This is a genomic window from Fictibacillus arsenicus, from assembly GCF_001999465.1.
Taxonomy (GTDB): Bacteria; Bacillota; Bacilli; order Bacillales; family Fictibacillaceae; genus Fictibacillus; species Fictibacillus arsenicus.
Map to the genome: position 1 here is coordinate 1,305,010 of NZ_MQMF01000001.1, position 12,205 is coordinate 1,317,214.

13 protein-coding genes and 1 riboswitch are annotated in these 12,205 nt (G+C 39.8%); of the genes, 1 reads left to right on the forward strand and 12 read right to left on the reverse strand.

All coding sequences use genetic code 11. From position 1 onward, the window contains the following. Positions 1-2: 2 nt before the first annotated feature. From UN64_RS06410 to UN64_RS06450, 9 genes are all read right to left on the reverse strand, one after another. Positions 3-965, reverse strand: coding sequence for a type II secretion system F family protein (locus UN64_RS06410; RefSeq protein ID WP_077360791.1), 963 nt, complete (start codon positions 963-965; stop codon positions 3-5). Beyond that, on the reverse strand, positions 965-2,392 hold the full coding sequence (locus UN64_RS06415) for a TadA family conjugal transfer-associated ATPase (RefSeq protein WP_077360794.1): 1,428 nt from the start codon (positions 2,390-2,392) through the stop codon (positions 965-967). Before UN64_RS06415 ends, UN64_RS06410 begins: the two co-directional genes overlap by 1 nt. Before the next feature lie 12 nt (positions 2,393-2,404). Then, entirely contained in the window at positions 2,405-3,253 is an 849-nt protein-coding gene (locus UN64_RS06420) for a CpaE/TadZ family protein (RefSeq protein WP_077360796.1), read from the reverse strand. A 43-nt stretch (positions 3,254-3,296) separates the two neighbouring features. Then, entirely contained in the window at positions 3,297-3,956 is a 660-nt protein-coding gene (cpaB, locus tag UN64_RS06425) for a Flp pilus assembly protein CpaB (protein WP_077360798.1), read from the reverse strand. An 8-nt stretch (positions 3,957-3,964) separates the two neighbouring features. Beyond that, on the reverse strand, positions 3,965-4,870 hold the full coding sequence (locus UN64_RS06430; protein WP_077360800.1) for a TadE/TadG family type IV pilus assembly protein: 906 nt from the start codon (positions 4,868-4,870) through the stop codon (positions 3,965-3,967). 11 nt (positions 4,871-4,881) lie between these two features. Continuing rightward, a complete protein-coding gene (locus UN64_RS06435) occupies positions 4,882-5,265 on the reverse strand; it encodes a TadE/TadG family type IV pilus assembly protein (protein WP_077360802.1) in 384 nt (127 codons plus the stop codon). Further along, on the reverse strand, positions 5,262-5,777 hold the full coding sequence (locus tag UN64_RS06440) for an A24 family peptidase (RefSeq protein ID WP_077360804.1): 516 nt from the start codon (positions 5,775-5,777) through the stop codon (positions 5,262-5,264). Before UN64_RS06440 ends, UN64_RS06435 begins: the two co-directional genes overlap by 4 nt. A 377-nt stretch (positions 5,778-6,154) precedes the next feature. Then, positions 6,155-6,361, reverse strand: coding sequence for a Flp family type IVb pilin (locus UN64_RS06445; RefSeq protein ID WP_077360806.1), 207 nt, complete (start codon positions 6,359-6,361; stop codon positions 6,155-6,157). After that, positions 6,333-6,728 carry a DUF192 domain-containing protein gene (locus UN64_RS06450; protein WP_245801968.1) on the reverse strand — a complete coding sequence of 132 codons (396 nt, stop codon included), beginning with the start codon at positions 6,726-6,728 and terminating at the stop codon, positions 6,333-6,335. The genes UN64_RS06445 and UN64_RS06450 overlap by 29 nt, the downstream gene beginning before the upstream one ends. 85 nt (positions 6,729-6,813) lie before the next feature. Next, positions 6,814-6,913, reverse strand: a riboswitch (cyclic di-GMP riboswitch). A gap of 437 nt (positions 6,914-7,350) precedes the next feature. On the opposite strand from UN64_RS06450, the gene UN64_RS06455 reads away from it, so the two are divergent. Then, entirely contained in the window at positions 7,351-8,928 is a 1,578-nt protein-coding gene (locus UN64_RS06455; RefSeq protein WP_077360808.1) for a hypothetical protein, read from the forward strand. 266 nt (positions 8,929-9,194) lie between these two features. Here UN64_RS06455 and UN64_RS06460 read toward each other — a convergent pair whose 3' ends face one another. The 3 genes from UN64_RS06460 to UN64_RS06470 form a co-directional block, all read right to left on the reverse strand. Beyond that, positions 9,195-10,142 (reverse strand): TIGR03943 family putative permease subunit, encoded by a 948-nt coding sequence (locus tag UN64_RS06460; RefSeq protein ID WP_077360810.1) that lies wholly within the window; start codon positions 10,140-10,142, stop codon positions 9,195-9,197. An 18-nt stretch (positions 10,143-10,160) separates the two neighbouring features. After that, on the reverse strand, positions 10,161-11,168 hold the full coding sequence (locus UN64_RS06465; protein ID WP_077360812.1) for a permease: 1,008 nt from the start codon (positions 11,166-11,168) through the stop codon (positions 10,161-10,163). A 122-nt stretch (positions 11,169-11,290) separates the two neighbouring features. Continuing rightward, positions 11,291-12,199, reverse strand: a complete 909-nt coding sequence (locus UN64_RS06470) for an NAD(P)-dependent oxidoreductase (protein WP_077360814.1) — start codon at positions 12,197-12,199, stop codon at positions 11,291-11,293. Positions 12,200-12,205 lie beyond the last annotated feature (6 nt).

Below are 12,205 nucleotides of genomic sequence, written 5' to 3' on the forward strand. Positions count from 1 at the left end.
GTCTACACCTCAATCGTCGTAATTTTCCGTATTAAAATAAAGCCAACGATCCCTGAGATAGAACCGCATGCAATCATCACCCAGCCAATCACGTTTTCAAACAGTGTCCCAATATAATCGGGTTCAATCATATATAAGAGGATCGCAAGGATAAGCGGCAATAGTCCGATAATAATTCCTGACAGTTTCCCTTGTGCCGTTAATGTTGTAATTTGCCGTTGTATTTTTGTCCGGTCCCTAATGGTTTCTACAATTTTATCTAGTACTGTCGCAAGGTTGCCCCCCACCGTCCGCTGAATAATGATCGCTTGAATCATAAGGTCAAGGTCTTCACTTGGCATACGTACTTTTAATTCATTTAACGCTTCTTCAATCGTGCTTCCATACTGCATTTCTTTTAGTACTCTTTCCATTTCCTCTTTTACAGGAGACTGCGCTTCTTCTACCACTGTCATTAGCGCTTGTGGAAAGCTGAACCCTGCTCGCAAAGACCCCACAACGGTTGTAATCAAATCTGGCAAACCATCATTAAATTGTTTAATTCGTTGTTTCTTCTTTTTCTTAACCCACATTCCTGGTGTTATAAAACCGATTATCGCTCCAATTATTAAGAGGAAGAAAGAATTTGTGATCAGTAAAAAAAACATCGCTAAAAGTGCAATCAAGATCCATTGGAAAAGCACATACTCTTCAGGCTTTAGTGGAATTCCAGCTTGCTCAAGCATGACTGAAAGCTTTTTATTTTTTTCCTTAGAAAGAACTTCATCTCTCACTTTCTGCTTATACATTTGAACTTGAACAAAAGCATTGAAGTTAGAAGTCTTAGGCTTTTTTCCGCTTTCCAATTCTAAAAAATGCTTCATGCGGCGCTCTAACCGCTTATTTGACATAAAAATCAGCTTTAACAGTCCATAAAAGAACAAAAAGGCAGTCAGTAAAAAAAGAAGAAGGAATAAATAGACCATTACTGCCAGTCCCCTTCCATAAAGACGATTGGGGGAATGTGAATACCCGATTGTTCAAGGCGCTCAAAGAATTTAGGTCTCACACCAGTAGGCACTAAACGTCCTATGATCTTTCCGTTTTCATCAACGCCTTCTTGCTTATATTCAAAAATATCCTGAAGGACGATCACATCACCCTCAAGCCCTTGCACTTCGGTTATGTGCGTGATTCTTCGCGTACCATCTTTAAGGCGTGCCTGCTGAATAATGACATCAACAGCTCCTGCAATTTGCTCGCGTATCGCTTTAACAGGCAGATCAACACCGCCGAGCAAAACCATCGTTTCAAGTCTGGCGATCATATCTCTTGGCGAGTTCGAGTGACCCGTTGCAAGTGACCCGTCATGACCTGTATTCATTGCCTGCAGCATATCAAGCGCTTCACCGCCTCGCACCTCCCCGATCACAATGCGGTCAGGACGCATTCGCAAAGAGTTTCGAACTAGATCTCTGATTGTAATCGCACCTTTTCCTTCTATGTTTGGAGGCCGCGATTCCAGCGATATAACATGCTCCTGCCATAGCTGTAATTCAGCTGCATCTTCGATTGTAATAATACGTTCATCACCTGGAATAAAAGATGAAAGTACATTTAAAGTCGTCGTCTTTCCTGATCCTGTTCCGCCACTTACAAAAATATTCAAATGGGCTTTTACACAGGCTTCAATAAATACTGCCATTTCTCTCGTAACTGTCCCAAAATCTATTAAATTCTCAATCGTATAAGGATCTTTAGAAAACTTACGGATAGTTATAGTAGGACCAATCAAAGAGAGAGGCGGAATAATAGCATTTACACGCGAACCATCAGGCAGACGCGCATCAACCATAGGACTGCTTTCATCAATTCTTCTGCCGATTGGCGCACAAATCTTTTCAATAACATTCAGGACATGTTCATCGTCTCTAAATTGAATGGGCGTTAATATGAGTTTTCCTTTTTGCTCTGCATATACCTGATTCGGACCATTTACCATGACTTCCGTTATGTTTTCATCAAGAAGCAGCGGATTAATCGGACCAAACCCTGTCAGATCATTAATCAATTCATCGATAACCTTCTTGCGGTCTACTGCACCTCTGAATGTTTCATCATCTTTTATAAAATCAATGGCCATGCCATCTAGTTTCGGAATAATCTCTTCTACAGAAATATCTTTTAGCTCATCTAAAATTTGTTTGTGCAGAAGATTTTTAAGCTGCTGATGCTTCGTTACTTTTTCCAAGCGTTCAGAGGATTTATCGTTCCCTTTCACATCTGGTTTTTTTGATTGGCGAAAGGTTGACAGCAAATCCTTTTTAGCTGCAGCTTGCTGTTCAACAGGCTGTTCTTCTTGCGGAGAGGCTCCACCTGGATTTTTGGCTTGTATTTTTTCTAATAAACTCATGTGTTCCTCTCCTTAACTTTTTACTTTTGATTTGCGGAATAGTTTTGTTAAAATGCTGCTTGTTTTAGATTCAGCTGGTATTAAAGTGATTTCTCGTCTAGTTGAAATCTGTTCAGCCATTTTAAAAACGGCTTTCGCAATATCTGTTTTTCCTTGATTCACAACAAAGGGAATTCCAATATTTAAAGATTGTGTAGCTACTTGCCAGTCATTCGGGATAAAGATAGGGTTTTCTATGCCTAAGATATCCGCTACGTCTGACGCATTAATAACGCTTTCCATTGTTGCACGGTTTACAACCACCTGAACTTTGTCTTTCAAACCGAGCATATCGAACGTTTCCAGCATTAATTTTGTATTTTTCAGCGTCGCCATCTCAAGATTTGTAAGAAGCAGAATCTGATCCGCTTTTTCGATGATCGGCAGGTTTCGCTCTGGCAAACCTACTCCAGTGTCAGTAAGAACATAATGGTGCTCTATTAATAATAAGTCGAGAATCTTGCTGACAGCGTCTTCACCAATTAAATCTGCATGCTCAGGTCTTTCTGGGGCAGCAAGAACCTTAATCCCTGATTCGTGCCGATTCAAATAACTCAGTAAAGAATGCTGATCCAGCTGCTGTATTTCTTCAACAACATCTTTAATCGTAAAAGTGGTTTGAAGATCGAGTGCTAAACTTACATCGCCAAATTGAAAGTCTGCATCAACAACGCCGATCTGTATGTTCTTTTTACACAGTGCAACAGCAAGGTTGACGGTCATAACGGTACGGCCGATCCCGCCCTTCGCACTGCATATTGCAATCATCTCGCCCCGTACCTGTCTTTTCACTTCTCTTTGTTCTCCCAGTTGGCTGTCCATGCTTGCCTACCCCTTTTTCCGCATATTCTTTAACTCTATAACGTTACTTTGTTCTTTTTAATTTGCTTCGAACAGCAAGGTGAATATTTCCGTTTTCCTCGGCATTTACAATGTTCAAAACATCTTGCGGAAACATCTCTAGCGTGGCTGAAGTATATTCCACATACGGTTCACCTTCAGTCGGTTCAACCATCTTTCTGCCGATAGCAAGAACTCGCACGTTCTCCATAATCATCTTTGTTTCGATTTGATCGCCCTTTTTTATAGAGGCAAAAACATCCACATAATCCTCTGGTTCAATTAAGTTTGAAACCGACTGCACGAAATTCACACCGACAGATACAGCCCGGAACTGTTCTTTTACCTTACGGCTGATACGCAGTGATTCTTCTGTCGTTGTACGGGCATTATGATTTAAGAAAACCTCGCCTTCAGCCATTTTTGTTGTAGCATAGTGATTTTCGATTGATTCAATTCTCTTAACTGAATCTGGGTGCACAGAAGCTTCTGGAACGTTTTCTATAGTCAGCATATCGGCTGTTATTTTTTCGTTTTGCTTTATGTCCCGTTTAGCCGTTACGACTTTAACCGTGTTTTCAGAAAGAACGGTTGCCGCATTGTAATCACCCATATAGTTATAAAATAAAAAAGTTGTAATAAGTCCCATAAAGATTGCCGTTCCTAAAATGAGTTTCGCCCTCATGTCTTCACCTACTCTGTTAGTCTTATGCTAAATGCACCTTTGTTCACATCAACCGGCTTAACAAAACCAGTTCCTGCGCGTTTAATAAACATTCCAGTAATTGAAGTGTCTTTTGAATCCATAGGCTTCGTAATGTAAAAGTAAGCGAATCCTGTGATTTTTACTTCTTTTAACTGGTTGCCGTCTGCATCAAGCCTTTGATATACAGGAATCAATATGATTCTGGAACAATCCCGATGGTGTGTTTCCCCTTCAGGATATGGACAGCTATTGATTCGTTCTTGGATGACAGCCCGTGTTTTACCGGCAATATTACCTGTTTGTGTTTCTAGAACATCTCCCACTTCAAGTTCGTTTTGGTATCCTTTTAATAGATTATCTTCATACGTTGCAGCACCCGTTCCTCCAAGGGCTAGAACTCCGAAGTTTCCGGCTTCAACACCAGTCTGATCCACTTTCAGAGAATATTCTTTGTTGAATTCCAAACCTAAACTTTCATCGATGCCAAGAGGCGCGACGCCCGCGGCTTTCCCCATCGTTCCCAGTTCTGCTGCAGCATGTACGTTTACAGGTGCCGTATCAAAACCAAAAAGCTGTGAAAACGTCAAGGGAACTTCTCTTGAAAGATCTATACTCACTTTATCTTCCATTTGAATTTTCATATCTTCCAAGCTATGATTCTCACTATGTTTTTCAAGTGTCTCATGAACAATAGAGCGGACTGATTCCTCTTCATGTGTTAGTTCCTGAGCACCTGAAAGAACCGCAGCATTCGCTGTTTTTTGCAGATGAGTTTTCGTTAAAAACAGTTTTCCGCCATCAATAATGAGTCCTGTCATTGCTATGAGTGCTACAAGGCTAAAGGCAACTAGTATGATTGTATTGCCTTCCTCCCTTTTTATAAGACGCCTCATCCTTATTCACCTCACTCCACCCGAATAGTAGATTCCGTTTCAACAGGTATCGTTTCTCCAAACAATTTTCCCATCCCCGGTGTAATAAATTTGTGCGGGTACGACAAGGTAACGGTCACATACTGGCCTGATTCCCTTGTTGAAGAGTCCGGCGTGATTCCAATCTGAAGAAGAGAGGGATCTTTTATCTGTACATAATCTCGTGCGAATGCACGAATCTCTTCATCCTCTTTACCAAGCCCTCCTAGCCTGACCGTTTCCTGTGTGGCAAGATGCATCTGCATATATGTGTAGAACAGCTTCCCAAAATCAAAAATGCCTACAATGAGCAATAGCAGGAGCGGGAGAACAAGTGCCATTTCAACAAGAGATTGCCCCTTTTCGTTTTTCATCATAAAAGGACTCCCTTCATTGCTAGACATACAGCTGCTCCGCCGGCAATGGCAAGGCCGTACGGGTAGGTTTGAGTCAGAGCATCTTTTTCAATAAAAACAGGAATTCTAATGCCGAATTTCCAGCTACCCAGAGAATAGAGAATACCTTTTATTCTTTTTATAAATCCCTTTCTAAATAACAAGATTCCGAGAGCCATTACGCCTCCAATCAGACCCATGTAGATCGCTGTATAAAAAACAAACAATGAACCTTTTAAGGTACCGATTAAAGCAAGCAGCTTCACATCACCTGCACCCATACCTCCTAAAAGATAAGGAATGAGCAGCAACCCGAGGCCTAGAAAGAACCCTTTTAATGAAAAAAACAAGCCGGTCCATCCAGATGCGATTATATGAGAAAAAACGCCGATCATAAGCGCAGGAAAAATGATGTTGTTATAAATTTTGCGGCTTTTTAAATCTGTTATGACACAGATGATTAATACGAAAATTAAGATGGCATCGAACCACATTGTTATCACCTTCTAATTAAGAAAGTCTTCCATAAACTTAAAACTTGGCAGCCAGGACACGTGTCATCTGACCGCCAAGTTAGGCTGTTTGGTTTTAAAAGACTGTTTCCGAATACAATGTTGCTCTTGAAAGTAGTTGATATCCGCTCCAGGTTGCTCGCTTTCCACGGGGCGTGCGGTGAGCCTCCTGCCGCTTTGCGCCATTAGGAGTCTCCACCTGACCGCTCGTCCCGTAGGAGTTTCGCACCTTGCGCTCCTATCAACTTGCAAATGATGATAATAGTAAAACCAAAAGCAACAATCTTTTAGAACAGAGCATTTAGAAAAGAGCCTTTGAAAAAGACCTTACGTTAAGTAACGTAAGGCCAGTGATTGCCTTATTCAGCTGCTCCAGAACCATCTCCAGCAGTATCACCTGCACCTGATACTGCTTCAACAGCTTTATCATACATAGCAATAACTTCTTCACGTAATAATACTAGAGCCGCAACAGCAGCAACTGCAATCAAACCTAGCACTAAACCATACTCCGTCATTCCTTGTCCTTGCTCTTCTTTAATAAGACCCATTAATTTGTTTTTCATGATTAGTTCCTCCTAGAAATTTGTTTTTGGTTTCGATCAATAGTTTGTGTCCCACTTTGGTCTGGCTTTTGGCGATCGTTCCAGACGGAAGTTCAATGACAGATTCAGCATGCTTGTACAATTTTCCGAACCGTTTTGGGGGTAGGTCTTCATCCACTGCCACAATTCGCTTTTCACTGTCTAAATAAAGTACATCGATTGCATAATTCATAAAAAAAGTATGGATAGAATGGCAAGGCTTGATATGCATAGCACTCTCAATTGAAAGCTCTTTCGTAAACATGAGCCCTTTTAATCGTTTGGAAAAACGGTATGCCGGCCTCACTTCTCTTGCCAGCAATTCACCTGTTTCCAGGTTAAGCAGCAATTGTTTCCCACCTCCTATTATATAAATTTTTACTTTTTTACCGAAAAATGGGGTTTATAGACAAATAAAAAACACCCCGGGCTCTTTCGGTAACTGGCTGGCATCATGTACGATCGAATAGTTCGTACACCTTAGCCCCTGTAGTTTTGCGTCACTGGCTTTCACCAGTTTTGCCTTTATCGAGATTCAGCGTGCTTTGTTGGATTTTATCAAGATGTGTCGATGAATCTGACTTATAATCAAATCTTAACTTTTTTCCTGTTATAGGAAATCAGACCTGTTGCTTATTTTTATATTGCAAGTTTTAGTTATTTAAACATATTAAGATTTTCTCAGTATAGGTACAAGTAACCGTAAAATATTTCATTCTAATTCAGTTAATAGTTTCATAATAAAAGCGAAAAGCTGATAATGACTTAATATTCAGAAAATAACAATAGAACAATATACCTAGAATGTCTCTTTTCCCAGTTGCTAAACACTATTAGGACTATTTAACCTGTATCAATCCATACGAAATATCTATTCTTAGTTAAAAAATGAATAATTTTTACAGGAATATTCGTCTACATATCGAATACTAATAATCTTGTTCTTTTATAGAAAAAAAGGGGGCATTACCATGAACGTAGATTCGAAAGTAAAAAAGAAAAAGAACCCTTCGAATCGCAAAGCTTATCTTCTTCCTCTTGCCATAGTTCTGCTTTTGGTAGGATTGGTGGTTTGGAACAACATCCGTCAAGAGACTAAACTTCCAAACAAGGACTGGAGCCGATCTGTCAGTATATCGGCTGAATCCATAAGCTCAGAACCGATTGCATTGAAGGAAAACAACCAATATCATATCTATACCCATGTTAAAAACGGTATAAAAGCTACCATCTTGGATGAGAAGCTGAATGTTGTTTCCGAGAAAACTGAAAAGCTGCCGATTGATGAGAGAGGCAACTTTTGGACGAATGGCAAACAGATCGCTTTCGTATCGCAGGGCGATCTAATCATTTCTGAAGGCGGAAAGCAAAGCGTATTAGATCAAGGAGTTGAATTCTTAGCCGATACAAATGACCGATTTGCCTATACAAAAGGTAATGAAGTTTATGCGTATGAACCTGAGAGCGGTAAAAGCAAATTAATTTTTGCAGCTAAAGAAAAAGTTGCAGAGTTAACAGCAAGTCCAGAATCTTCTTCTTTTATAGCTGTTGTCGGTGAAAAAGTTGAAATGGAAGCATTCTATTTAACTGAGAAAAGCGGACAATATGAACCGAACTCTATTCTTAAGTACAGCAAGACGCCAACGGATAAAATTTATAACTTCAAATTTGCTGAAGCTGGTGATGACGTTCATATTCTTTATACGTTCTATTCATCAAAGCAAGGAACAAAATCTTTTAAAACCTTTTACAGTTCAGCTCCAAGGAACCAATTAAAAGATCTATCATTTGCAAGTGTTAATTTTAAAAATGTGTCTGAAGGTTACGAGATTGAAAACCCAACTTATCTTAATCTGAACATAGAAGACAATTCTCCAACTATTCTTTTCTCTGCTAGAGGTGCCATATCTACTAAAAAAGATGCGGGTAATATTTATAGAGCATCGTTAAAAAATGATACTTGGGAAGCAACTCGTATTAGCACGACTAACGATTTCTCAATCTATCCTGTAAAAGCGGATGATCAAACCGTCTTCTGGTTAAAAGCGGAATCTGTTCAGGATTATCAAGTTCACGCAGCAAGTCAGGATCCAGCAATAATAAAAAGCAGCCAATCCATCAGTAAGCAGGATGTGTACAATGCCACATTTGACGCTTTCGCCGCTTCAATTGTCTCATTTATCGCGATGACCAATGCATTTATTTGGATTGTACCGACCATTTTATTTTTAGGTATTCTGTATGCTGTTCGAATTGATGTGATTGAAGAAGAAAAACCGTGGGTGAAATGGGTATCGATTGCGCTCTTTGTTCTTACACAGCTCTATGTGATTCAATCACTGTTTAATAATCGATTCTATACACTTGCACCTGAATATTTAACCTTTGATGGCAGTTCCCTTGTTGTTCCGATTATCGTTTCAATCGTAGCACTGTATGTCATGCAAGCCGTTAAAAATAAGGATTGGGGGCTTTTCGCTCAAGTCTCTTACTTTATCGGAATTACGGTACTCTTTCAGTTGTTTATTGTTGGAACGTATGTATATTAAGTAGTTGTTGCCGAAAACTTTGTTGCTTTTGTAAGAGGTTAATTTCCGTTGCAGGACTCGCTTTCCACAGGGTGTGCGGTGAGCCCCCTCGTCGCCTCGCGACATTGAGTGGTCTCACCTGTCCCACTCATCCTGTAGGAGTCTCGTCCTTTCGCTCCAATTAACTAAGATATTTCGATAGAACCTTTCAGTTGGGAACAATCTTTTAGAAAAGTAGCGAAAAAGTCAATTTGAAAAAGCGGAGGATTAATCCCCCGCTTTTTTATTTATTCTGTCGCAAAACTTTCTGCACTTGGATATACATAAGGGTCTTTAAGAGGCTCAATCTTCTTTAAAGAGCTTATTTTTACAAGAGGCAGCCGGATATGATTAAATTCGGTTTCATCGATAATGCCTGTTACTGTGTACCAAGTATCCGTTTTAAGCTTTGATACTTGATCACCTTCAACAATGGTCCCGTATACGACCGCATCGGCACTGCAGCAGTTCATCGAAAAACGCGCTATAACAGCTTGGTCTTCTTCCATGCCCTCTTCTCTATAAACAAATCCAGTCGTTTCAATTTCTTTGCCTTTAAATTGATCAAGATAGATGTTAAAGACACTCATTGCATCTAAATAATGTTCTGATGTCACGGTGATTTTATCTTCTTTTAATAACTCTTTCCCAAATTTCTCATAATACTCGGTTACATCATACGTTTCGATAGGGTTCTCTTTCTTCACGTTCTCTTCCATTTCTTTTAAATAGCCTTCCGGATCCTCCAGATATGCTTCAACATCTATTTCTTCAGATGCAACGACTTTCCCGTCCTCTGTCTTTTGAGCAGGTTTCGCGTATAATCCTGTACCGTAACGGATTCCCCTTTTCTCAGCAATAGAACTGTCCATCGCTTTCTCAGGCATCATAAACCCTGTTAACAAGGGAATCACGAATAACATATAGATTAAGAAGTGTTTAATCGGCGTACCCTTAGGTGTATGGTCCACGCCGCACCCGCATCCATCGTCATGATGATGCTGTGACCTTCTGAAAAACTGCATTACTCCTAAGATTCCAAATATCGCAACAGCAAAATAAACGAAGATATGCATTTTGGGAGCTACATAATAAGTAAGCTTTCCTGATGTGATCAGTCCGATCAACAGCAGCATGAAACCAATCAAAATAATGCCTCTCAAGTAAATATGAAAGTCTTGGTCATTCTTTTTCATATCAGCTTCTCTCCCATTCTAAAAATACTGAAACATCATAGTTGCGGCAAACACCATAAATGTAATTAATCCCATCAGCACAAATACGAATCGTGTTTTAAAATAAGCAAACATCATAAACATGTTTTTCACATCCAGCATCGGCCCGTACACTAAGAAAGCGATGATTGATCCAACTGTAAACGTACTTCCGAATGAAGCTGCGATAAAGGCATCAGCTTCTGAACAGATCGATAACAAAAATGCGAGTCCCATCATCAGCCCTGTTGACATCCATTCATTGCTGCCAAGCGCGAGCAGATCTTTTCGATCCAGAAAAACTTGGAACATACTTGCTAAAAAAGCACCCATGATCAGGAATTTCCCTGTATCAAAAAATTCGTCGGAAGCATGATACAAAGTCTGCTTCCAGCGGCTTTGGGTTAATCCATGCGTATGGTCATGACCCGCCTGAAGCACTTCAGATTTCAACTGGTTTTGGTTGCGAAAAAGGAAATAAATGATGATCCCAATTACAACTGCAACAGCCAAGGCAAGTCCAACACGGCCGTATACCACTGTCATATTCGTCCGGAATGCATAAAATGTCGACAGGATAACCACAGGATTAACGATTGGCACCGTTAAAAGAAAAACAACACCTAGATGGAGCGGCATACCTTTTTTAATTAAACGCCTAACCACTGGGATAATGGCACATTCACAAACAGGAAAGATCACACCTAAAAACATCACTGCTCCAATACCCGCAAAAGGATTTTTAGGTATTAATTTTCTGATGTGGTTCTCTGTAATAAAGGTCTGGATAAGTGCAGAAATGAAAACTCCTAATAGAATAAATGGCACTGCCTCTATTAAAATACTTAAAAATACTGTATTAAGGTGCATGATTGAATTAGGGAGATTTTCAAACACAGAATCATTCTTAATCTCTTCCATAAATAGAAAAGAAATAATAAATATGGCTAACAATAATAGACCGATCATCTCTTTTCTTACGGAATCTCTAGTTGCAATATCTCTCATCGATTTAATCTCCCTTCTTTTGATTTTGAGCCATTTATGTAATCTAGTATTTTAAATTTAACCATCTATATTAAATCGTAGTTATTACGTTTTGTAAAGTACAAAAATAAAACCAGGGCTTTTTAACCCTGGTTTGCTAATCTCTTATACAATGCATGTGTTCCGCTATCTTCTTCTCCCATTTCCGCTAATTCCTCATAAAGCTTTTTAGCTAAGGATAAGCCTGGCGTCATTAATCCCATTTCTTCAGCTGAGTTCAAAGCAATCGTCATATCCTTAATAAAATGTTTTACATAAAATCCAGGTGCAAAATCACCTTTTAACATTCTTGGACCAAGGTTGCTTAAATTCCAGCTTCCCGCTGCTCCTGATTCAATGCTCTTCAATACAGTTTCAGGATTCAGTCCTGCTTTTTCAGCATATAGAATCGCTTCACAAACACCGATCATTCCAGATGCAATCGCTATCTGGTTACACATTTTAGTATGCTGTCCAGAGCCTGCTTTTCCTTGATACACAACGTTGGTTCCCATTTTAGAGAAGATTGGCAGAAGCTCCTTAAACGCTGATTCCTCCCCGCCGACCATGATGGATAATTTAGCATCTCTTGCTCCGATATCACCGCCTGAAACGGGTGCATCCAAGGCTGCAAGATGTTTTTCAGCAGCTGCTTTTTCAATTTTTTGAGCGAGCTGAGGACTTGAAGTCGTCATATCAATTAAATAAGAACCTTCTTTAGCGTGTTCTATAAGACCGTCAGTACCTAAATATACTTCCTCGACGTCCGTCGGATAGCCTACCATCGTGATGATCACATCACAATTTTTTGCAATTTCCTTTGGAGTTTCTGCCCATTTAGCACCACTCTCTAGGAGATCATTTGCTTTTTCTTTCGTTCGTGTATAAACATGAACAGAATGCCCCGCTTTCATCAAGTGGCCTGCCATGCTTTTTCCCATAACGCCTGTTCCAATAAATCCGATTGTCTTCAATTCTCTCACTCCTTTTTCTACATTATAACGAAAGTACATGAAATG